At 72.6% G+C, this 22,141-nt stretch carries 16 protein-coding genes and 1 pseudogene; 10 read left to right on the forward strand and 7 right to left on the reverse strand.

Features of this window, described 5'->3' with window-relative positions; translation table 11 throughout:
• The first annotated feature begins 21 nt into the window (after positions 1–21).
• On the forward strand, positions 22–765 hold the full coding sequence (locus HKK73_RS18685) for a GntR family transcriptional regulator (RefSeq protein ID WP_081599916.1): 744 nt from the start codon (positions 22–24) through the stop codon (positions 763–765).
• Positions 766–931: 166 nt separating this feature from the next.
• The gene (locus HKK73_RS18690; protein ID WP_043653599.1) at positions 932–1,747 is read left to right on the forward strand and encodes a CPBP family intramembrane glutamic endopeptidase; all 816 of its coding nucleotides are present in this window, start codon (positions 932–934) and stop codon (positions 1,745–1,747) included.
• A 275-nt stretch (positions 1,748–2,022) separates the two neighbouring features.
• Here HKK73_RS18690 and dnaB read toward each other — a convergent pair whose 3' ends face one another.
• On the reverse strand, positions 2,023–3,390 hold the full coding sequence (gene dnaB, locus HKK73_RS18695) for a replicative DNA helicase (RefSeq protein WP_021479895.1): 1,368 nt from the start codon (positions 3,388–3,390) through the stop codon (positions 2,023–2,025).
• 403 nt (positions 3,391–3,793) lie between these two features.
• Between dnaB and HKK73_RS18700 the strand changes: the two genes are divergently transcribed.
• Complete coding sequence (locus HKK73_RS18700) at positions 3,794–5,158, forward strand: MATE family efflux transporter (RefSeq protein WP_043653617.1); 1,365 nt, start codon at positions 3,794–3,796, stop codon at positions 5,156–5,158.
• 96 nt (positions 5,159–5,254) lie between these two features.
• On the opposite strand, the gene rplI is transcribed toward HKK73_RS18700, so the two are convergent.
• The 5 genes from rplI to HKK73_RS18725 all read right to left on the reverse strand — a co-directional run bounded on the left by rplI (position 5,255) and on the right by HKK73_RS18725 (position 9,613).
• Positions 5,255–5,701, reverse strand: coding sequence for a 50S ribosomal protein L9 (gene rplI, locus HKK73_RS18705; protein WP_047230914.1), 447 nt, complete (start codon positions 5,699–5,701; stop codon positions 5,255–5,257).
• Positions 5,702–5,720: 19 nt separating this feature from the next.
• Positions 5,721–5,957 (reverse strand): 30S ribosomal protein S18, encoded by a 237-nt coding sequence (gene rpsR, locus HKK73_RS18710; protein WP_021481584.1) that lies wholly within the window; start codon positions 5,955–5,957, stop codon positions 5,721–5,723.
• Positions 5,958–6,058: 101 nt separating this feature from the next.
• On the reverse strand, positions 6,059–6,604 hold the full coding sequence (locus tag HKK73_RS18715; RefSeq protein ID WP_021481583.1) for a single-stranded DNA-binding protein: 546 nt from the start codon (positions 6,602–6,604) through the stop codon (positions 6,059–6,061).
• 153 nt (positions 6,605–6,757) lie between these two features.
• Entirely contained in the window at positions 6,758–7,048 is a 291-nt protein-coding gene (gene rpsF, locus HKK73_RS18720) for a 30S ribosomal protein S6 (RefSeq protein WP_170982187.1), read from the reverse strand.
• Between the two features lie 153 nt (positions 7,049–7,201).
• Positions 7,202–9,613, reverse strand: a complete 2,412-nt coding sequence (locus HKK73_RS18725; protein ID WP_171468617.1) for a penicillin-binding protein — start codon at positions 9,611–9,613, stop codon at positions 7,202–7,204.
• Positions 9,614–10,026: 413 nt separating this feature from the next.
• Between HKK73_RS18725 and HKK73_RS18730 the strand changes: the two genes are divergently transcribed.
• The 4 genes from HKK73_RS18730 to HKK73_RS18745 all read left to right on the forward strand — a co-directional run bounded on the left by HKK73_RS18730 (position 10,027) and on the right by HKK73_RS18745 (position 15,475).
• Positions 10,027–10,722 (forward strand): PadR family transcriptional regulator, encoded by a 696-nt coding sequence (locus tag HKK73_RS18730; protein WP_021482833.1) that lies wholly within the window; start codon positions 10,027–10,029, stop codon positions 10,720–10,722.
• A complete protein-coding gene (locus tag HKK73_RS18735; protein ID WP_021482832.1) occupies positions 10,719–11,810 on the forward strand; it encodes an inositol-3-phosphate synthase in 1,092 nt (363 codons plus the stop codon). Before HKK73_RS18730 ends, HKK73_RS18735 begins: the two co-directional genes overlap by 4 nt.
• 443 nt (positions 11,811–12,253) lie before the next feature.
• Complete coding sequence (locus tag HKK73_RS18740) at positions 12,254–13,585, forward strand: MFS transporter (protein WP_171468618.1); 1,332 nt, start codon at positions 12,254–12,256, stop codon at positions 13,583–13,585.
• A gap of 327 nt (positions 13,586–13,912) precedes the next feature.
• On the forward strand, positions 13,913–15,475 hold the full coding sequence (locus tag HKK73_RS18745; RefSeq protein WP_253705708.1) for an MDR family MFS transporter: 1,563 nt from the start codon (positions 13,913–13,915) through the stop codon (positions 15,473–15,475).
• A 132-nt stretch (positions 15,476–15,607) separates the two neighbouring features.
• Here the strand turns inward: HKK73_RS18745 and HKK73_RS18750 are convergent, their stop codons facing one another.
• Complete coding sequence (locus HKK73_RS18750) at positions 15,608–17,062, reverse strand: CCA tRNA nucleotidyltransferase (protein WP_256380379.1); 1,455 nt, start codon at positions 17,060–17,062, stop codon at positions 15,608–15,610.
• A gap of 152 nt (positions 17,063–17,214) precedes the next feature.
• Between HKK73_RS18750 and HKK73_RS18755 the strand changes: the two are divergent.
• The 3 genes and pseudogenes from HKK73_RS18755 to murJ form a co-directional block, all read left to right on the forward strand.
• Positions 17,215–17,802, forward strand: a pseudogene (locus HKK73_RS18755) (NUDIX hydrolase); the annotation flags it as partial.
• A 128-nt stretch (positions 17,803–17,930) separates the two neighbouring features.
• The gene (locus HKK73_RS18760; protein WP_171468621.1) at positions 17,931–20,216 is read left to right on the forward strand and encodes a DUF6049 family protein; all 2,286 of its coding nucleotides are present in this window, start codon (positions 17,931–17,933) and stop codon (positions 20,214–20,216) included.
• Entirely contained in the window at positions 20,213–22,132 is a 1,920-nt protein-coding gene (gene murJ / locus HKK73_RS18765) for a murein biosynthesis integral membrane protein MurJ (RefSeq protein ID WP_340697512.1), read from the forward strand. Before HKK73_RS18760 ends, murJ begins: the two co-directional genes overlap by 4 nt.
• Positions 22,133–22,141 lie beyond the last annotated feature (9 nt).

Raw genomic sequence — 22,141 nt, forward strand, 5'->3', positions numbered from 1 at the left:
ACGGCACGGCGCGTGCGGACGGTGAGAGCACGGGCCGGGGCCCGGGCCGACGACCCGGGCGCCCGCACGGACGTCGTCACCGCGTCGGAACGAGCCACCACCTCGCTGCGCGACGCCGTGTACGCACGCCTGCGGGGCGAGATCCTCGACGGGCGCGTCGACCCCCGCGAACGGCTCACCGAGCCCAAGCTCGGCCGACGGTTCGGCGTCTCACGCACCCCCGTGCGCGAGGCGCTGTCCCGCCTGCTGTCCGACGGACTCGTCGAGCGCACCGACTTCGGGTACGCCGTCGTCGTGCCGAGCCTGGCCGAGCTGCGCGACCTCGACGAGCTGCGCGCGACCCTCGAGCTCCGAGGGATCGACCGCGTCATCGAGAACCCGGGGCTGCGCCACGACACGGACGTGCTGCGCGCCGAGCTCGCGCGGTGGGTCGAGCTCCGCGCCGCACCTCCCCGACCGGACCCCGGCTTCGTGCTGCTCGACGAGCAATTCCACACGGCGCTGTCCCGCGCGGCCGGGAACGAGCGGATCACCGAGGCGCTCGTGGAGGTCAACGAGAAGGTGCGCGCCGTGCGGCGGTACGACTTCGTCGAGGACGAGCGCGTCCGCAGCACCGTCGACGAGCACGTCCGGATCCTCGAGCTCGTGCTCGCCGACCGGCTCCCCGAGGCCCGCACCGCCCTGCACCACCACGTCGGCGCGTCGCTCGCGGTCGTCACGGAGCGCGCCGTCCAGGCGCTCGCGCGCATGGCGGTCGCGGGCTGACGGCGGACGACGACCCGCCGTCCCGACCGCACCTCGTCCGCAGCAGCGACCGGACGACCGTGCCCACCGACGACGTGCGGCTGAAGTCCGGGCCCCTCGCGCCCACGTCGTGCCGCGCTCCTGGACGAGCGGCGTCCGCCTTCGGTGCCGGCCCTATCGTTGCGGGGTGACGGACGCACGGATCGCTCGCCAGTTCGTGACGCTCACGTTCCTGATCGCCTACGGGCTCTCCGGCGGTCTGATCGTGGCGGCCCGCTTCGGCTACGAGGTGAACAACGTCGTCACCACGGTTCCCGAGCTCCTGGCGAACGTGCCGTTCGCGCTCTACATCCTCTCGCCGGCGATCGCCTCCTACGTCGTCCTGCGAGCGAACCGCAGGGTCTCAGGCCTCCGGGAGTGGTTGTGGCTCGTCTTCGCCGTCCGTGGCCGTCCCGCGGGGTTTCTGCTCGCCCTCTCCGCGCTCGCCCTGTACTTCGCGCTCCACCTGCTGGTCTCCGGCCCCTCCGCGCACGCGCTCCCGTGGTTCATGTTCTTCCTGTCCCTGCCGGGCAACCTCGTCATCGGCGGCATGGAGGAGGCCGGCTGGATGACCGCGCTGCAACCCGGGCTCGATCGGCGGTGGGGGTTCGTCCCGTCCTCGCTGGTGGTCGGGATCGTCTGGCTCCTCTGGCACGTGCCGCTCTTCTTCATCCCCGGCACGAACCACGAGTCCGGTCAGATCGATTTCTGGATGTTCGCGGTCCAGGTCATGGCGTTCCGCTTCCTCTACGGCGCGATCTTCCGGGTGGCGGGCACGAACGGGGTGCTCCTGTGCATCCTCACCCACACGGTGTTCAACGCCGCCAGCTTCACCCTCGGCATCCCGCCGACGACCTGGGCGGGCACCCTCGCCGCCAACACGGGGGTGGTGATCCTTGCCCTCGTGTCGGTGATGCTCTCCCAGCGGGCTCAGACGGCTCGTCGATGGCGCGTCGCGCCCTGAGCAGCATGGTGGAAAGGCAGCCTGGCGACGGCATGCCACGGCCGCGGATCGCCGATCTCTCTCTCGGACCACCGGCTTGAGCCCGCAGGTGTGCGTCGAGAGGCGCCCTCGTTGTCGATAGCTCCCGGCGGTGTTCTCCCGAACGAGGCGGAGCGGTCTTGCCACACGTTCCAGGGCGTTTCGATCACGGAGAGCCGTCGGAGCGGCTTACGAGTTCATCAGGCATGTGATGGCCACTGAGCCGGAATCTCGACAGACGCGAAACACCCAAGCGGCTACATCTGCATGTCCGCGAAGCGTTGGTAATGACCTTGGAACGCGACGGTAATCGTGTCGGTCGGACCATTTCTGTGCTTAGCGACGATCAGGTCCGCCTCGCCCGCTCGGGGCGATTCTTTTTCATAGGCGTCTTCGCGGTGCAAAAGGATCACGACGTCAGCATCCTGCTCGATAGACCCACTTTCACGAAGATCGCTCATCTGCGGCTTCTTGTCGCCACGCTGCTCCGGACCACGGTTCAGCTGCGAGATCGCGATGACAGGAACCTCGAGCTCCTTCGCCAGCAGCTTGAGCGCACGCGAGAACTCCGAGACCTCCTGCTGGCGCGACTCGACGCGCTTGCCGGAGCTCATGAGCTGGAGGTAGTCGATGACGACGAGCTTGAGGTCATGGCGCTGCTTGAGCCGTCGGCACTTGGCCCGGATCTCCATGAGCGACATGTTCGGCGAGTCGTCGATGAACAGCGGAGCCTCGGCGACCTTCCCCATCGTCGAGGCGAGCTTCTGCCAGTCCTGCTCGTCCATCTTCCCGGAACGCATCCGCGTGAGCGGCACCTTCGCCTCGGCGGCGAGCAGACGCATCGTGATCTCGTTGCGGCTCATCTCCAGGGAGAAGATGACGGCCGCCATTTGGTGGTGCACCGCGGCGTGCGTCGCAACATTGATTCCTAAGACGGATTTTCCAATGGCCGGGCGCGCCGCGACGACGATCATCTGGCCGGGGTGCAGGCCGTTGGTGAGCCGGTCGAAGTCGGAGTAGCCGGTAGGGACGCCGGTCATGCCCTCGCCGCGCCCCTGGGCGGCCTCGATCTCGTCGAACGTGGGCCCGAGGATCTCGGCGAGGGGGAGGTAGTCCTCCGTCGTGCGCCGCTCCGTCACGGCGTAGACCTCGGCCTGGGCGTTGTTGACGATCTCGTCGACGTCGCCGCCGTCGGTCGCGTAGCCGAGCTGCACGATGCGCGTGCCCGCCTCGACGAGACGGCGGAGGACCGCACGCTCGCGGACGATGCGCGCGTAGTACCCGGCGTTGGCGGCGGTCGGCACGCCGGCCATGAGGTCGTGGATGTAGGGCGCGCCGCCGATGCGCTGGAGCTCGCCGCGCTTGGTCAGCTCCGCGACGACGGTGATGGCGTCGGCGGGCTCGCCCCGACCGTAGAGGTCGATGATCGACTCGTAGACGATCTCGTGCGCCGGGCGGTAGAAGTCGGAGCCGCGGATCTGCTCGATGACGTCCGCGATGGCGTCCTTCGACAGCAGCATGCCGCCGAGCACGCTCATCTCGGCGGCGACGTCCTGGGGCGGCGTCCGGTCGAACCCCGACGGCCCCGGTCCCCCGTAGCTCTCCTCGAGCTCCTCGATCGACATGCGCCCCTCGCTCCCCCGGGACTGGAACGGCCCTTGCGGGACCGCACGACCGGGACCACTCTTCGTCGTACACGTGTTCTACCGCGGGCCACCCACACGACTGTCCCGGTGGCCGCGCCCCCCGCCTCCGACGGGCACGACCCCGCGACACTAGATCGCCACCGGACGCCCTGCAAACGGCCCTGTGCACGCCCGGTGGACAGGGACCCCCGTTCCTGTGGACACAGTCCCCCACACTGTGCACACCCGGTGGAAAACGGTGTGGACAACCTCACGATCTTCCTGTGTACATCGCCGTGAGCGGCCTCTGACCAGCCTCATCACTACCCTCAGGGGTGTGGAAGAAAGAAAGTCGGGCGACACGCCGACGACACGCCGGACACCGTCCGGCCACCCCGACGACATCGGGCCGCCGTCCGGCCCCGGTGCGTCGTCCACAGGTCGCCGCGCCCGGTCCCGGCTCGACCGGGAGATCCTGGCCCTCGCCGTCCCCGCGCTCGGCGCGCTCGTGGCCGAGCCGCTGTTCGTGCTCGTCGACAGCGCCGTCGTCGGCCACCTCGGCACCGCGCAGCTCGCGGGCCTCTCCCTCGCGTCGACCCTCCTCGTGACCCTCGTCGGCCTGTGCGTCTTCCTCGCCTACGCGACCACGGCCGCCGTCGCGCGCCGCATCGGTGCGGGCCACACGCGGGAGGCGCTCCAGTCCGGGATCGACGGCCTCTGGCTCGCCGTCGGGCTGGGTGCGCTCCTCGCGGCCGTCCTGTGGACGACGGCACCGTGGGCCGTCGGCGCGATGGGCGGCACGGGTGAGGTCGCCGAGCACGCCGTGGTGTACCTCCGCTGGTCCGCGCTCGGACTCCCCGGGATGCTCCTCGTCCTCGCGTCCACCGGCGTGCTGCGCGGCATGCAGGACACCCGGACGCCCCTGTGGGTCGCCGCGGGCGGCGCGACCTTCAACGCGGTCCTCAACGTCGTCCTCGTCTACGGGGCAGGGCTCGGGATCGCCGGGTCCGGCATCGGGACGGCCGTCGCCCAACTCACCATGGGCGCGGTACTCGTCGTGGTCGTGGTGCGCGGCGCCCGGCGGCACGGCGCGTCGCTGCGGCCCGCCGCGGGCGGGATCTGGGCCAACGCGCGCGCCGGCGCTCCGCTCTTCGTCCGCACGCTCTCGCTCCGCCTCGCGATCCTCCTCACCGTGTTCGTCGCGACCGGGCTCGGGGAGGTCACGCTCGCGGGCTACCAGGTCGTGAACTCCGTCTGGGGTCTCGCGGCCTTCGCTCTCGACGCGCTCGCCATCGCGGCGCAGGCGCTCGTCGGGCACGGGCTGGGGGCCGACGACGTCCCGCGCGTCCGCGCCGTCCTGCGCCGCACCCTCCAGTGGGGAGTGGCCGCCGGGGCAGGGCTGGGCGTCGTCATGGCCGCGGGTGGCTGGTGGTTCGCGCTCCTCTTCACGTCCGACCCCGAGGTGCGCACCGCCGTCGCCGTCGGCATGGCGGTGTGCGGCGTCCTCCTGCCGATGGCGGGGTGGGTGTTCGTGCTCGACGGCGTCCTCATCGGCGCCGGGGACGGCCGCTTCCTCGCCTGGGCGGGCATGCTCACGCTCGTGGTCTACGCGCCGTTCGCGCTCGCCGTCCGGCACTGGGCGCCCGACGGCGCGGCGGGCCTCGCGTGGCTCTGGCTCGCCTTCGCGGGGGTCTTCATGGCGGCACGCGCCGTCACCACCGGGCTCCGTGCGCGCGGGAGCGCCTGGATGGTCACCGGCACCGCCTGAGGGCTCGACGCGCGCAGCCGGCGACTGGGCCGGACGCGACGAAGGCCCGGCCCCTCCGAGGAGGGGCCGGGCCTTCGTGGACTGCTCAGCAGCAGATCAGGCAGCGACGACCTTCACCGCGAGGGTCGCGGAGACCTCCGGGTGGAGGCGGACGGAGACCGTGTAGTCCCCCGTCGCCTTGATCGGCTGACCGATCTCGATCTTGCGCTTGTCGACCGACGCACCGGCGGCCGTCACGGCGGACGCGATGTCCGCCGTCGTGACGGCGCCGAAGAGGCGACCGGCAGCGCCGGCCTTCGCCTCGACGACGACCGGCTTCGACTGCAGCGAGTCGCGGATCGCCTTCGCGTCGTCGAGCGACGCGATCTCGCGGGCCTTGCGCGCCTTGCGGATCGCAGTCACCTGCGACTCGGCGCCCTTGGACCACGGCGTGGCGAGCTTGCGCGGGACGAGGAAGTTACGGGCGTACCCGTCCTTCACCTCGACGACGTCGCCGGGCTCACCGAGACCGGTGACCTCGTGGGTCAGGATCAGCTTGGCCATGAGTTCTCTCCCTTCCCGCTCAGCGAGCCGTCGACGTGTACGGCAGCAGCGCCATCTCGCGCGCGTTCTTCACCGCACGGGCGATCTGGCGCTGCTCCTGGACGGAGACGCCGGTCACGCGACGCGCGCGGATCTTGCCGCGGTCGGAGATGAACTTGCGCAGCAGCGCGGTGTCCTTGTAGTCGACCGACTCGATCTTGGCCGACTTCAGCGGGTTGGACTTCTTCTTGGGCTTGCGCACCACAGGCTTCGCCATGGTGTTGCTCCTCTACAAGGTGCGATCCCCGCGCACGGACCGTGCCGACGAGCGGCGCGGCACCCGCGGGGACGGGTGTGTGTTCTGGGAGTGGCGGACGATCAGAACGGGGGCTCGTCGGAGAACGAGCCACCGGACGACGCGGGACCAGCCGTGGCCCACGGGTCGTCGCTCTGCTGCTGACCGCCGCCGGAGCTGAATCCGCCGCCGGAGGCGCCGCCGGAGTTGGCGCCACCTCCGTAGCCGCCACCGCCGCCGAAGCCGCCGCCACCGCCACCCGAGCGCTGAGCGCGGGTGACCTTGGCAGAGGCGTAGCGCAGGGAAGGACCGATCTCGTCCACCTGCAGCTCGACGACGGTGCGCTTCTCCCCCTCGCGGGTCTCGTACGAGCGCTGGACGAGGCGGCCCTGCACGATGACGCGCATGCCCTTCGTCAGCGACTCCGCGACGTTCTCCGCGGCCTCGCGCCAGATCGAGCAGCGCATGAACAGGGTGTCCCCGTCCTTCCACTCGTTCGACTGGCGGTCGAAGGTCCGCGGCGTGGACGCCACCGTGAAGTTGGCCACCGCCGCACCCGAGGGGGTGAAACGCAGCTCCGGGTCTCCCGTGAGGTTCCCGATCACCGTGATGACGGTGTCACCTGCCATGGCCAGCTCCTTCGTGTGTCGTCTGTGTCGTCGACGGCGCCGTGCGCCTCGCTCGTAACGTTCTCGCGTCGCTCATCCCACCACGCGGCGCCCACACGCGCTACGGCGTGCAGCGTCCGGTGCAGGACGGTCGGACGGGGGAAGCGGGGAGGATCAGCGAGCGTCCGTGCGCAGGATCTTGGTCCGCAGGACGGCCTCGTTGAGGCCGAGCTGACGGTCCAGCTCCTTGGCGGTGTCGGAGGTCGACGTGAAGTCGACGACCGCGTAGATGCCCTCGGACTTCTTGTTGATGTCGTACGCCAGGCGGCGACGACCCCAGATGTCCACCTTGTCGACGGAGCCGCCGTCGGTCTTGATGACCGACAGGTACTTGTCGAGCGACGGGGCGACGGTGCGCTCCTCGATCTCGGGGTCGAGGATGATCATCAGTTCGTACTGACGCATGCGGATAACCCACCTCCTCTGGTCTTCGCGGTCACGGTCTCTCCGTGACAGGAGGGTTCATGCTTCATGCTGCTGCCGTCCGACGGGCGGACGGCAGCTCCCCAGAGTACCCGCTCGGCGCGGGCGCCCGGAAATCTGCGGCCGACGGGCAGGTCAGCCCCGGCCCGGGATGATGCCGCCGACGTTGCCGTTGCCCCCGCCGGGGTTGCCTCCACCACCCGGGTTCCCGGTCTCGGTGGGCGACGGGTCCGGATCCTCCGGATCCGGCGTCTCCGGCGGCGGTTGCTGGCCCGGGTCGGTCCCCTTGGAGACCACGAGCGCGATGGTCGACCCCGGCGGCACCTGGTCCATCGAGGACTGGCTGATGACGTAGCCCCGCGGCTGCTGGTCGGAGAACTCCTCGGTGATCCGCACCTTGAGGCCGGCGGCCTCGATCTGGGCGCGCGCGGCGCGGGCCTCCATGCCGACGACGGACGGCACGGCCACGTTCTCCGGCTGCTGCGGCTCCTCCGTCTCCTCCGGCGTCGGCTCCTCGGTCGGGGTCTCCGTCGGGGTCTCGGTGGGCGTCTCCGTCGGCTTCGGCTTGGGCGGGGTGTAGTCCGGGAACTCGCCAGCCGGCAGGTTCGCCGCGGCGGTCTGCATGTACGACGTCCAGGCCTCGACCGGCCACGACCCACCGGTGATCTCGCTGTTGACCCACTTGCCGAACGGCGTGATCTGCTCCTGCTCGCCGTTGGGGCCGGACTGGTAGAGACCGACGACCGTCGCGAGACCGGGGGTGAAGCCGGCGAACCACGCGGACTTGTTGTCCGTCGACGTACCCGTCTTGCCCGCCGCGGGACGACCGATCGCCTGCGCGGGCTTGCCCGACCCCGTCTCGACGACCTGGGAGAGCGCGTACGTCGCCGCCGCCATCACCTCGGGGTCGAACTCCTGCGTCCGGTCGTCGGCGCCCGGCGCCTGGTAGACGAGGTTGCCGCGCGAGTCGGTCACGGACGCCACGATGTGCGGCGTCGCCTTCATGCCCTGCGCCGCGATGGTCGCGTACGCGTTGGTCAGCTCGAGCGGCGTCACCGTCGCGTCACCGAGCACGTTCGCCAGGTTCACCCCGACGTCGGCCTTGATGCCCAGGCGAGCCGCGACGTCCGCGGTCTTCTCCGGCCCGACCTCGAGGTTGAGCTCCGCGTACGCGGTGTTCACCGACTGCGCGGTCGCCTCGGTGAGGTCGACGTTCCCCCAGTCGTGGTCGCCGAAGTTGCGGACCTTCCAGTCCTCGCCGTTGTTGGCGCCGGGGAAGGTCTTGGGCGAGTTGCCGTCGAAGCGCTCGTCGAGCGTGTGCCCGTTCTCCAGGCCCGCGATGAGCGTGAACGGCTTGAACGTCGAGCCGCCCTGCGCCGCGCCGGGGGTCGCGCTGTTGTACTGGTTCTCGAGGAAGTTCTTGCCGCCGTACAGGGCGCGGATCGACCCGTCGTTCGGGTCGACGGAGACGATCGCGGTCCGGAGGTTCGGGGAGACCGGGTTCTCGTCGCGGCCCTCCTGGGGGAGCGAGTCCGCCGTCGTGACGGCGGCCTGCTGCATCGCCGGGTCGATCGTCGTCGTGACCTTGTAGCCCTTGCTCGTGAGGGCGTCCTCGCTGATGCCGATCCCCTCGCCGGCGAGCTCCTTCTCCACCATGGCGAGGAGGTAGCCGGTGGGACCCTCGTACTTCTGGGACTTCACGTACTCCTGCGCCTCGGGGAAGCCCGCGTCCACCGCCGCCTGGTGTTCCTCGGCGGTGATGTGGCCGTCCTCCTCCATGTTCCGCAGCGTCCGCTTCCACCGCTCCTCGGCCTGGGCGTGGTTGACGGCCGGGTCCCAGTTGGTGGGGCTGGGGATGATGCCGGCGATCATCGCGGCCTGCGACACCGTGAGGTCGGCGGCGTTCACGCCGTAGTACTTCTTGGCGGCCGCCTGGATGCCGTAGGCGCCACGACCGAAGTAGATGGTGTTGAGGTAGTTGCCGAGGATCTCGGGCTTGTCCTGCTTCTGGGTGATCTTGACGGCGAGGATCGCCTCGCGCGCCTTGCCCGCGTAGTCGGTCACGGTGTTCGTGTAGTACCGCTCGACGTACTGCTGCGTCAGCGTGGACGCGCCCTGACGGCCGCCACCCTTGATGTTGTTGTAGAAGGCGCGCGCGATGCCCTTGACGTCGACGCCGGAGTTCGTCCAGAACGTGCGGTCCTCGGACGCGACGACCGCGTTGCCGACGTACTCCGGCAGCGTCGCGTAGTCGACGATCTCGCGGTCCTCGACCGCGTACTTGCCCATCTCGGTGGTGCCGTCGCCCCAGTAGACGGTCGACGTCTGGGCGCCGACGCTGGGCAGCTTCGTCGGCACGTCGGTCGTGTACCACGCAGCGACGGCGACGCCCGCGACGAGCGCGATGCCCGTCAGCATGGTCCCGACGACCACGCGCCACGACGGCAGCCAGCGGCGGACGCCCTTGACGTGCGAGCGTGGGTAGTTGAAGAACCGACGGCGCCCGCGCGGGGTCGTCCGTCCGTTCGTCCTCGTGGATCGCGCCACGGTCTACCTTCCTCTGGGGGGCATCGAGGAGCCGGCTCGCGTCGACCGCGGGCCCGCCCGTGGGCCGCCGTGCGGAGACCACCTGACCGACGGGACGGGCCCCGCCTCGGGGGCGGGCCGCCGTCGGGCACGAGGTCGGCGCACGCCGGACCACCCTGAACAATAGGGCGTCACCCTGTCCCGACAAGGGTTCAGCGCACCGTGAGCGGGATCGTCCGCCATTGATTCGCCCGGGCGTCCCGCCGCCTCCGCGGGTTCTTCACATGCCCGGCGACGCGTGTCACAGTCCGGTCAGGATTGCACGACACATCGGGACGACCTAACCTGTCGATGTATCGACTCGATACATCGGGTCGAACAAGATCCCAGCGGGTCCCTCCGGGGCACGCCGAGGAGCGTCAGGAGGTGGGATCGTGCGGAGCAAGACACCCGTGCTCGAGACCGCGATCCTGGGGCTCCTCAAGGAGGCGCCGCTGCACGGGTACGAGCTGCGCAAGCGGCTCAACATCATGCTCGGCTCCTTCCGCGTGCTGTCCTACGGCTCGCTGTACCCCGCCCTCAAGTCGCTGGTGGCCCGCGGGCTCATCACCGGCACGGAGCAGTCGGCCGCGCAGTCGACCCTCGCGCCCGCCCTCTCGGGCAAGCGCGCGCGGATCGTCTACGAGCTGACGGCCGAGGGCAAGGAGCACCTCCAGACCGTCCTGGCCTCCTCCGGGCCGGCGGCGTGGGAGGACGAGAGCTTCGACGTCCGGTTCGCGTTCTTCGCGCAGACCGACGCCGAGACCCGCATCCGCATCCTCGAGGGCCGGCGCACCCGGCTCACCGAGAGGCTGGAGGCGGTCAGGGAGTCCGCGGCTCGCACGCGCGAGCGGCTCGACGAGTACACGCTCGAGCTGCAACGCCACGGACTCGAGCAGGTCGAGCGCGAGGTGCGCTGGCTCGACGGTCTCATCACCACCGAGCGCGACAGGAGCTCCGGGCACGCCCGGGGCGCCGCCCGCGCGCGGTCCAGCAGCACCCCGCATCCTGCGGAACCATCCGAGCAGGAGCCCGACGGCGCGAGGCGTCCCGAGGACCCTGGAACAACGAACACCAAGGAGCGAGGATGACCTCCATCCGCGTCGCCATCGTCGGCGTAGGCAACTGCGCATCGTCCCTCGTCCAGGGCGTGCACTTCTACCGTGACGCCGACCCGAGCAGCACCGTCCCGGGCCTCATGCACGTCCAGTTCGGCGACTACCACGTGTCGAGCCTGGAGTTCGTGGCGGCGTTCGACGTCGACGCGAAGAAGGTCGGCTTCGACCTCTCCGAGGCCATCAACGCCTCCGAGAACAACACGATCAAGATCGCCGACGTCCCGCCGCTCGGCGTGACCGTCCAGCGCGGCCCGACCCTCGACGGCGTCGGCAAGTACTACGCGCAGACGATCGAGGAGTCGGACGCGGAGCCGGTCGACGTCGTCGCCGCGCTGCGCGAGGCGCAGGTCGACGTGCTCGTCTGCTACCTCCCCGTAGGCTCGGAGCAGGCCGCGAAGTTCTACGCGCAGGCCGCGATCGACGCCGGCGTGGCGTTCGTCAACGCGCTCCCCGTCTTCATCGCGTCCGACCCGGAGTGGGCCGCGAAGTTCGAGGAGGCCGGCGTCCCGATCGTCGGCGACGACATCAAGTCGCAGGTCGGCGCGACGATCACGCACCGCGTGCTCGCGAAGCTCTTCGAGGACCGCGGCGTCGTGCTGGACCGCACGTACCAGCTCAACGTCGGCGGCAACATGGACTTCAAGAACATGCTCGAGCGCGAGCGCCTGGAGTCCAAGAAGATCTCCAAGACGCAGGCCGTGACCTCGAACCTCGAGGGCCCGCTCGGCGGCAAGAAGGAGGACCGCAACGTCCACATCGGCCCGTCGGACTACGTCGCGTGGCTCGACGACCGCAAGTGGGCATACGTGCGCCTCGAGGGCCGCGCGTTCGGCGAGGTCCCGCTGAACCTGGAGTACAAGCTCGAGGTGTGGGACTCCCCCAACTCCGCCGGCATCATCATCGACGCCGTCCGCGCCGCGAAGATCGCCAAGGACCGCGGCGTCGGCGGCCCGATCCTCTCGGCCTCGACGTACTTCATGAAGTCCCCGCCGGTCCAGATGGAGGACACGAAGGGCCGTGCGCAGCTGGAGGCCTTCATCGCCGGTGAGGTCGAGCGCTGATCCGGAGTGCAGCGAAGGTCGAGAGCCCGGCACGCTTTTCGCCGGGCTCCCGGCCGTAGCGGAGCGCAGGACCAGCGCGACCGAAGAGTCGAGCGCTGACCTGGAGCTGAAAGCTGAGCGCTCCGCCGAGGTAGAGCCCTGGTCGTCCGGCAGGAGGACCAGGGCTCTACCTCGCTCGGCCGGGTTCGCCGTCGGCCGCGGGCACGCCCGAGGTGAGACGGCACCGGCAGGGCGGGGAGGCGCGCCGCGTCGTGGCGGGCCTGGCGGGAGCCGCGAGGGACGAGCGGCGGATGGTAGACGCGGCGCGCCTCCCCGCCCGACCTCCCAGGGCGATCCGCGCCGTCGGCCCCCGACCCGCGCCGTCGGCCCCCGATCCGCCGCACGACGCCCCACGGGGGACAACCGCATGTCCGACCGCACGACGACGAACGTAGGGTGACCGCGTGGGTGTGATCTCCGAGCTGCGGGCGCTGCTGCGTCTGGACGGCTTCCGCAAGCTGTTCGCCGTCCGGCTCGTGTCGCAGGCCGGGGACGGCATGTTCCAGGTCGGCCTGGCGTCGCTCCTGTTCTTCTCCCCCGAGTCGCAGGGCACGGCGGCGGCCATCGCGGGCGCGTTCGCGGTGATGCTCGCGCCGTTCACGATCGTCGGCCCGTTCGCCGGGGTGTTCCTCGACCGGTGGCAGCGGCGTCAGGTCCTCGCGTGGGGCAACGCGGTGCGCGTCGTCATCACGCTCGGCATGGCGGTGCTCATGCTGACGGGCGGGGTGAGCGGCTGGATCTACGCGCTGGGCCTGGCCGCGCTGTCGGTGAACCGCTTCCTGCTCGCGGGGCTCTCCGCGGGCCTCCCGCGCGTCGTCGACGGGCCGCTGCTCCTCACGGCGAACTCCCTCACGCCGACGCTCGGCGCGGGTGCGGCGTTCGTCGGGGGCGGGATCGGCGTCGTGCTCGGGCTGGCGTTCGAGCCGGGCCGGGTCAAGGACTCGTCGGCGCTCGTGTGCGCGGCGCTCGTGTTCGGCGTCGCGTCCCTCCTCGCGCTGCGCCTCGGGCGCACGCAGCTCGGCCCGGAGCGCCCGGCGGAGTCCGCGATCAGCTCCGAGATCGCGCGGGTCGCGCGCGGTCTGGCCGACGGCGCCCGGTACCTCGTCGCGCGCCGCACGCCCGGGCAGGCGCTGCTCGCGATGGCGACGCACCGCTTCCTCTACGGCGTGGTGTTCATCGCGTCGATCCTCATCGCGCGCAACCTCCTGAGCCCGGGCGACCAGGACGCGGGCTTCGTGACGTTCGGGCTGGTCGTGGGGCTCACCGGTGTGGGGGGTGCCGCGGCGGCGGTCATCACCCCGTTCCTGTCGCGCCGGACCGGTCCGCAGGTGTGGATCGCGATCATGCTGCTGCTCGCGGCGGCGAGCCAGCTCCTGCTCGTCACGACGCCGTCGCGCGCGGTGGTGTTCACGGGCGCGACGCTGCTGGGCCTGGCCGCCCAGGGCACGAAGATCGCGGTGGACACGATCGTCCAGCGCGACACGGACGACGAGTTCCGCGGCCGCGCGTTCGCGTTCTACGACGTGCTCTACAACGCGGCGTTCGTGGGCGCGGCGGCCCTCGCGGCCTTCACGCTCCCGGACACGGGCTGGTCGCGCGGCGTGTTCGCCGTGCTGGCGGTGGCGTACTGCGTCGCCGCCCTGGTCCTGTGGACGCGGGGCGCTCGCACGCCGTCCGAGCCGGGCGACGCCGTCGTGCCCGACGCCGGGGCCTCCCCCCGCACGTTTCCCGCCTGACGCGCCCCTCCCCTCGACCGCCTGCGCGACGCGCGCGGGCCGCCTTCTGCCCTCGGCGTACCGATGAGTCCGGGGCGGAAAAGAGGTCGTCACCGTCGGCGGGAATAACGCAGGATGGTGAATGGTCGTACAGGGTACGGATCTCGCGGCCAGCGCCGCGCGGGCCGTCCCGGGTCGCGTCACCCTGCTCGTGGCCCCGCCGACCGAACCGACACCGTCGTCGCGTGCCCCCGCACGCGACCGTCGCGCTGCCCTGCAGCGCACCCTGCCCCCCGACCGGGTCCGACCCTGCGCCCGGGCCGCCACCGACGCGAGCGGAGACACACCGTGACAGCCTCCCCCACCCACGACACCTCGGCCGCCGTCGACCGCCTCCCCCGGGCGGACTTCCTCGTCATCGCGCTGCTGCTCGGCTCGGCGTTCGTCGTGATCCTCAACGAGACGACGATGAGCGTGGCGCTCGCGCCGCTCATGGCGGACCTCGGGATCACCGCGAGCACCGGCCAGTGGCTCACGACGGCGTTCATGCTGACCATGGCCGTCGTCATCCCGGCGACCGGGTTCCTGCTCCAGCGGCTCGGGACGCGCGGCGCCTACCTGCTCGCGATGTCGCTGTTCAGCGCGGGCACGCTGCTCGCCGCGCTCTCCCCCGGCTTCGCGTGGCTGCTCGTCGGGCGCGTCGTCCAGGCGTCGGGCACGGCCATCATGATGCCGCTGCTCATGACGACGATCATGACGCTCGTGCCGCCGGCCATCCGCGGCAAGGTCATGGGCAACATCTCGATCGTCATGGCCGCCGCGCCCGCGCTCGGTCCGTCACTCTCGGGCCTCATCCTCAACTCCCTGAGCTGGCGGTGGGTCTTCGGCATCGTGCTGCCGATCGGCCTCGTCGCGCTCCTCCTCGGCTTCCTGTACATCCGGGACGTCGCAGACCGTACGCACTCGCGCCTCGACCCGTTCTCCCTGGTCCTCGCGGCGTTCGCGTTCGGCGGGCTCGTCTACGGGCTCTCGAGCATCGGGGAGGCCGCGCGCCACACGCCCGTCGTCCCGCCCGCCGTGCCGCTCGCTCTCGGCGTCCTCGCGCTAGCCGCGTTCGCGTGGCGGCAGATCGTCCTGCAGCGCGAGGACCGCGCCCTGCTCGACCTGCGCGTGTTCACGCACCGCGGGTTCAGCGTGCCGCTCGGCATCATGGCCGTCGGCATGGTCGCGATGTTCGGCTCGCTCATCCTCCTGCCGCTGTTCCTCCAGGACGCGATGGGCCTCGAGCCGCTCGCGACCGGGCTCATCGTGCTCCCGGGTGGGCTCCTCATGGGTCTGCTCGGCCCGACCGTCGGCCGGCTCTACGACCGGGTGGGCCCGCGTCCGCTCGTCATCCCGGGCGTGAGCGTCGTCGCGGTGGCCCTCGCGGCCTTCACGACGATCCACGCGGACTCGTCGCCGTGGTTCGTCCTGGCGCTGCACGTCACGCTGAGCCTGGGCCTCGCGTTCATGTTCACGCCGCTGTTCACGTCGGCGCTCTCGTCGCTCGAGCCGCACCAGTACTCGCACGGCTCCGCGTCGATCGGCACGGTGCAGCAGCTCGCGGGCGCCGCCGGGACCGCGATGTTCGTCGCGGTCATGACGTCGCGGTCGATCGCCTACGGCGAGGCGGGCGCGTCGCCTCGGGTGGCGCTGGCCGAGGGCGTCGGCGACGCGTTCGTCTGGGGCACGGCGGTCATGCTGGTCGCCGTCGGCCTGTCGTTCCTCCTGCGCCGCAGCGCGCCTCCGGCGCACGGCCCCGGCCCGGCTCAGCCCGGCACGCAGGACGCCCGCACCGGGGACTCCCGCGCCACGGACGCGCGCACCGCGGACGTGAAGGTCGAGGCCGCCCTGGCCACCGACGACGTCTGAGGCGTCCGGCACGACGTCGGACCCGCGAGCACGACAAGGGGTGCCGCTCTCAGCCCGAGAGCGGCACCCCTTCGGTGTCTCCGCTCCTTCTCGCCCCGAGCGCTCACCCGCGCGCACGCGCGCGGGCCACGTTCAGGACGCCGAGGACTCCGGCTGCTCGGCCCACCACCGCAGGAGGTCCGCGCGCGCCGTCTCCTCGTCGACGGGGCCGCGGTCGAGGCGCAGCTCCAGCAGGTGCTTGTACGCCTTGCCCACCACGGGCCCGGGGCGGATCCCGAGGATCTCCATGATCCGCTGCCCGTCGAGGTCGGGGCGGACGGCGTCGAGCTCCTCCTTCGCCTGGAGGTCGGCGATGCGGCGCTCCAGGTCGTCGTACGACTCGCGCAGCCGCTGGGCCTTGCGCCGGTTGCGGGTCGTGCAGTCGGCGCGCGTGAGGCGGTGCAGGCGCTCGAGCAGCGGGCCGGCGTCGGTCACGTAGCGGCGCACGGCCGAGTCGGTCCACGCGCCGTCGCCGTAGCCGTGGAACCGCAGGTGCAGCTCGACGAGGCGCGCGACGTCCTTGACCACCTGCTTGTCGTACCGCAGCGCCTTGAGCCGCTTGGCGACCATCTTGGCGCCGACGACCTCGTGGTGGTGGAAGCTCACGCCGCCCCCGGCCTCGAACCGGCGCGTGGGCGGCTTGCCGACGTCGTGCAGGAGCGCCGCGAGGCGGAGCACGAGGTCGGGGGCGGGGACGGCGCCATCGGGCCCGGTCTCCTGCGCGATGGCCTGGTCGAGGACCGTGAGCGAGTGCTCGTAGACGTCCTTGTGCCGGTGGTGCTCGTCGATCTCGAGCTTGAGCGCGGGCAGCTCGGGCAGCACGTGGTCGGCGAGGCCCGTGTCCACGAGGACCTCGAGCCCGCGCCGCGGCGCGGCGCCGCACAGCAGCTTCGACAGCTCGTCGCGCACGCGCTCGGCCGAGACGATCTCGATGCGCTCGGTCATGAGGACGAGCGCGGCGAGCGTCCCGCCGTCGACGTCGAACTCGAGCTGCGCGGCGAACCGCGCCGCGCGCATCATGCGGAGCGGGTCGTCGTCGAACGACCGCTCGGGGGCGATCGGGGTGCGCAGGACGCGGCGGGCGAGGTCGCCCAGGCCGTCGAACGGGTCGACGAACGTCATGTCGGGCACGCGCACGGCCATCGCGTTGACGGTGAAGTCGCGGCGGGACAGGTCGCCCTCCAGCGTGTCGCCGAACGCGACGACGGGCTTGCGCGACGTCGGGTCGTACTCGTCCGTCCGGTACGTCGTCACCTCGACGACGAGGTCGTCCCCGGGGCCGCCGCGCCCGAAGCGCTTCGCGCCGATCGTGCCGAACTCCTTGCCGATGTCCCAGTGCGCGTCGCCCCACCGCGCGAGGATCGCCTCGGTCTCGTCGGGCGACGCGGAGGTGGCGAAGTCGAGGTCGTTGCTCGCCCGCCCGAGGAACGCGTCGCGGACCGGTCCCCCGACGAGCGCGAGCTCGTGGCCCGCGGCGCGGAACGCCTCGCCGAGCTCGATCGCCGCGGGCGCCATCTCGGTGAGCACCGCGAGGGCCCGGCGCTGCAGCTCGAGCGCGTGCGGCGTCGCGGGCGGTGTCGGCTGGGGCGACGGCGAGGGGGACGAAGGCTGGGGCACGACACCCAAGCCTGCCAGATGCGGCGCCCGCGCCGGGGAGCCGGTCCCGGGGAGGTGGGTGCCCACTCGGTAAAGTTGAATCCATGTCCACCCCCGCGCACGCCGACGACCCCCGGAGGGATCCGGCGGGCGGGCGTGGCGACGGCCGCGGGCAGCCCGCCCCCGTCCCGGCCCCGCCGGGCGGCCACGCCCTCCGCATCGACCCGCGCTCGCGACCGGGCCCGGCGCCGGCGCCGCTCCCGGTCGTCGACGAGGTCTCAGCGGGCGGGCTCGTCATCACGGTCGACGGTGGTCACCCGTGCGCGGCGATCATCGCGCGGCGCAACCGCGGGGGCCGCCTGGAGTGGTGCCTGCCGAAGGGCCACCTCGAGGGCGACGAGACGCCGGAGCAGGCGGCCGTCCGCGAGATCGCGGAGGAGACGGGCATCCGCGGCGCGGTGCAGGAGCCCCTCGGCGTCATCGACTACTGGTTCACCGGTGACGACCGGCGCGTGCACAAGGTCGTCCACCACTTCCTGCTCCGCGCGACGGGCGGGTACCTCACGGTCGAGGGCGACCCGGACGGCGAGGCCGAGGACGTCGCCTGGATACCGGTCGCGGACCTCCCCGCGCGGCTGGCGTACCCGAACGAGCGGCGCATCGCCGTCGTCGCGCAGGGCGTCCTCGAGGGCCGTCGCACGCGGTTCCACGGGGTGGTCGAGAGTAGGGTGACCCGGACGATCGTCCGCCCGCACGGCCACCCGCACGACGGCCGCGGCGGCCCGGCACCGCCCGCCCCACGGAGCTCGACCGACCACTCATGACGCCCTCCTCCCGCAGCGGTGCGCGCCCTCCCGGCGCCGCGCCGGTCTCGCTCCGCGGTCCGTCCTCACGGCTGCTCGTCGCCCTGCTCCTGGTGCTGGTCGTCGCGGCCGGCGTCCTGCTCGGCGGCACGACGGCGGCCCCGCCCGCCGCGGCCGACACCGTCCCGGAGGGCGAGGACGCGGTGACGCTCGAGCTCACGTCGTTCGCACCGACCGTCCTCGCGCCGGACAGCACCCTCACCGTCACCGCGCGCGTGACGAACGGGACGGAGCAGACGCTCGGCTCCCCCGCGGTGACCCTCGGCGTCGACCGCCGCGCGCTGCGCACGCGGTCCGCGCTCGAGAGCTGGACGACGACCGGTCTCGACGGGCGTGTCGGCGCCACCGTCGCCACCGAGGACGTCGGGCGGCCGCTCGCGCCCGGGGAGAGCGCCGACGTGACGCTCTCCGCGTCGGCCGCCGAGCTCGGCCTCGGCACGGGCAACGACCCGGGCCCCCGCGGCCTGGCGGTCGCCGTGTCCGACGGCGGTACGCGCCTCGCCGTGCAGCGCACGTTCGCGCTCCGGGCCCCCGCGGACGACGTGTCTCCCGTGCGGCTCAGCGTGGTCGCGGCGGTGACGGGCCCCCCGGTCGACCCCGACCCAGTCGCGTACGACGACGCGCTCTCGGCCGCGGTCGCGAGCGAGGGACGGCTCGGCCGCCTGCTCGCCGCGACGGGCGGGACGTCCGACGTGGGCTGGGTCGCCGACCCGGCGCTGCTCGCGGCCGCCGCCGTCGCCGCCGACCCGGCGGTGAACGCCTGGGCGGACGCCGTGAGCGGGGCGACCGCCGGGCGCTCCACGTTCGCGCTGCGCGCCTACGACCCGGACGTCGCGGCGTTCGCGCACGCGGGCCTCGCGCTGCCCGAGGGGACGCCGCTGCCGTCGTCGGGCACCTCGTCCGACCCGGCGTCGGGCACGGCGGCCGACGGCACGACCGACGGCACCGACGACGCCGCGGACACGGGGACCCCCGCGCCTCCGGACCCGACGAACGGGTGGCGCACCGACCTCGCCTGGCCGGCCGACGCCGTCCCCGACCTCGCGACCACGACGCTCGCCGTCGCGTCGGGGGCGACCGCGACGGTCGTCGGCCCGGGCGGCCTCGCGCCGGACGAGTCGCTCACGTACACGCCCTCGGGCGTCGCGACGGTGACGACGTCCGCGGGACCGGTCACGGCGCTCGTCGCCGACCCGGTGCTCACCGCACTGCTCTCCGCCGGCGACGGCTCCGGCGTCTCCGCCACGCAGCGCCTGCTCGCCGAGACGGCCGTGATCGCGCGCGAGCGCCCTGCCGACCAGCGGCACGTCCTCGCCGCCCTGCCCCGGTCGTGGGAGCCCGAGCCCGGCCTGTTCACGGCGCGGCTCGACGCGCTGCGCGACTCCGGCTGGGTCGACCTCGCGCCCGTGGACCAGCTCCTCGCGGTCGAGCCGCCCGCCGTCGACCGCGCGTCCCTGCCCGAGGACGCCCCCGCCGACGGCGAGATCGGTGCCGCCGAGCTCCGGTCCCTCGACCGGTCGCGCGCGGAGCTCGCCGCGTTCGCGACGGTCGCGGCGGACCCGACGGCGCTCACGCGCCCGCTCGAGCCGGCGTTCGTCACGCCGACGGCCGTCGCCTACCGCGCGGCGCCGCCGTCGCGCACGCTCGCCGTCCAGCAGGCCGAGCAGCGGTCCGCCGCGGTGCGGGGCGGGCTCTCGGTGGAGACGCGCTCGTCGTTCTTCTTCGTCGCCGAGCAGGAGGACCTGCCGGTCCGGGTGCGCAGCACCCTCACGCAGGATGCGACGGTCCAGGTCGTGCTCCGTCCGGACGACCCCCGGCTGCGGGCCCCGGAGCGCACGACGGTGACGATCCCGGCGGCGACGCGCGACGCGGACGGCGACCTCGTCCCGACCGAGGCGAGCGTCGGGGTGCCGGTCGAGGGCTTCGGGAGCGGCAACGTCACGGTCGAGGTCGAGCTCGTCAGCGCCGCGCAGCCCCAGGTGCGGGTCGCGGAGCCGCAGCAGTTCGTCGTGCGGGTGCGGGCCGACTGGGAGTCCGTCGGCACGGTCGTCGTCGCCGTCCTGCTCGTCATCGCCCTGTTCGCCGGTATCTGGCGCACCGTGCGTCGTGGACGCTCGCCCCGTCGTCTGGCCGGCGCCACGCTCGACCAGCCGTCGCCGCAGGACGCGCCGGCCGCTGCGCCGGCCGCGACGGCGGGCGGGCCCGACGGACCTCCCCGGCGTGACGAGGAGCGCGTCGAGTGAGCCCCGGCCAGCCGCGGCACGTCCGGCCCGCGGGTGCCGGGCGGGGGCCACGCCCCGGCACCGCGCGCGCCGTCGCCCCGGACCGCGGCGCGCTCCCCGGCGACCCCGCGGCGTCGGGCACCCCCGACGAGACCGCGGAGGCGGGCGCCACAGAGGCCCCGGCACCCCGCACGGGGAGTCTCGGCCGGTCGTCGGCGCTCATGGCGTCCGGCACCTTCGTCTCGCGCGGCCTGGGCCTCGTGCGCAACGTGCTGCTGGTCGCCGCGATCGGCACGACGGGCCTGGTGGCGGACGCGTTCGACGTCGCGAACAAGATCCCCAACGTCCTCTTCGCGATCCTCGCGGGCGGTGTGCTCAACGCCGTCCTCGTCCCGCAGATCGTGCGCGCCTACCGCGCGCGCAACACGCAGGAGCGGTTGGACAAGCTGCTCACGCTCTCGGGCGTGATCCTGCTGGCGCTGTCCGCGCTGCTCACGGCCGGTTCGAGCATCCTCGTCGCGCTGTACACGGGACCGGGCTGGACGGCACCGCAGACGTCGCTCGCCGTCGCGTTCGCGTTCTGGTGCACGCCCCAGCTCTTCTTCTACGGCCTGTACACGCTGCTCGGGCAGGTCCTCAACGCGCGGGGGCAGTTCGGCCCGTTCATGTGGGCGCCCGTGCTCAACAACGTCGTGTCGATCGCCGGGTTCGCGGCGTTCATCGCGCTGTACGGCCCGGCGGCGACGGGGAACGTCGACGACCTCACGCAGTGGGACGGGACCAAGATCGCGCTCCTCGCGGGCACCGCGACGCTCGGCGTCGCCGCCCAGGCGCTCATCCTCGTCGTCCCGCTGTGGCGCGCGGGCTTCCGCTGGCACCTGCGGTTCGGCCTCCACGGCATCGGCCTGCGGTCCGCGGGCCAGGTGGCCCTGTGGACGTTCGCCGCCGTCCTCCTGGAGCAGGTCGGCGTCCTGTTCACGACGCGCTTCGCGAGCGAGGCGCCCCGTGCGGCGCTCGCGCAGACCTTCGGGGCCTACCGCGACGACCCCGGGACCCTGGGCGCCGTCACCGGGCTCGTGACGGGCGCCCCCGGCGCCTTCTCGGACGCGCTGGCCGTCGCGGGCAACGCGGCCTACACGCAGGCGCTGATGATCTACCTCCTGCCGCACTCCCTCGTGACCGTCTCCATCGCGACGGCGCTGTTCACGGGCATGAGCGCGGCCGCCCACGCGGGCGACCTCGCGCGCGTGCGGCACGACCTCTCGCGCGGCGTGCGCACCGTCGGCGTGTTCACGGTGTTCGCGACGGCGGTCCTCGTCGTCCTCGCCCTGCCCGTCACCAAGCTGCTCGTGCCCTCGGTGGACGCCGCCTCGGGCGAGGCCGTGTCCATGGTGCTGCGCGCGATGGCGCTGGGGCTCGTGCCGCTCGGCGGCATGGTCCTCATGAAGTGGGTCTACTACGCGTTCGAGGACGGGCGCACGGTCTTCTGGATCCAGGTGCCGGGCACGCTCGTGCTCGTCGGCGTGTCGTGGCTCGGCACGCAGGTCCTCCCTCCCCAGCTGTGGGTCGTGGGCATCGGCCTCGCGATGAGCCTGTCCAACCTCGTGGCGGTCGGGCTCCGCACCGTCGGCCTGCGCCGCACCCTCCACGGGCTCGACGGCGCGCGGATCCTCCGCCTGCACGTCAAGGCCGGGCTCGCCGCGCTCGTGAGCGCCGTCGCCGGGTGGGGCGTGCTGCGGGCCTTCGTCGTGCTCTCGGGCGACCCCGCCGACGGGATCTACGGGCTCTCGTGGTGGCAGTCGGTCGTCGTCGTGGCGGTCGGCGGCACCGTGATGGGCCTCGTCTACGCGGGCGGCCTCAAGCTCATGCGCGTGCGGGAGCTCGACCAGCTCGCGGGACCGCTCGTGGGCCGCGTCAGACGCCTCGTCCGCCGGTGACGCGACACG

The organism is Cellulosimicrobium sp. 72-3, from assembly GCF_013127315.1.
GTDB classification, from domain to species: Bacteria; Actinomycetota; Actinomycetes; order Actinomycetales; family Cellulomonadaceae; genus Cellulosimicrobium; species Cellulosimicrobium funkei.

Excerpts from the sequence above, each read along its gene's own strand:
- HKK73_RS18760 (WP_171468621.1), top strand. The coding sequence starts at position 17,931 with ATGACGCCCTCCTCCCGCAGCGGTGCGCGCCCTCCCGGCGCCGCGCCG.
- HKK73_RS18735 (WP_021482832.1), top strand. The coding sequence starts at position 10,719 with ATGACCTCCATCCGCGTCGCCATCGTCGGCGTAGGCAACTGCGCATCG.
- dnaB (WP_021479895.1), bottom strand. The coding sequence starts at position 3,390 with ATGTCGATCGAGGAGCTCGAGGAGAGCTACGGGGGACCGGGGCCGTCG.
- rpsF (WP_170982187.1), bottom strand. The coding sequence starts at position 7,048 with ATGCGTCAGTACGAACTGATGATCATCCTCGACCCCGAGATCGAGGAG.
- rplI (WP_047230914.1), bottom strand. The coding sequence starts at position 5,701 with ATGGCCAAGCTGATCCTGACCCACGAGGTCACCGGTCTCGGTGAGCCC.
- HKK73_RS18715 (WP_021481583.1), bottom strand. The coding sequence starts at position 6,604 with ATGGCAGGTGACACCGTCATCACGGTGATCGGGAACCTCACGGGAGAC.
- rpsR (WP_021481584.1), bottom strand. The coding sequence starts at position 5,957 with ATGGCGAAGCCTGTGGTGCGCAAGCCCAAGAAGAAGTCCAACCCGCTG.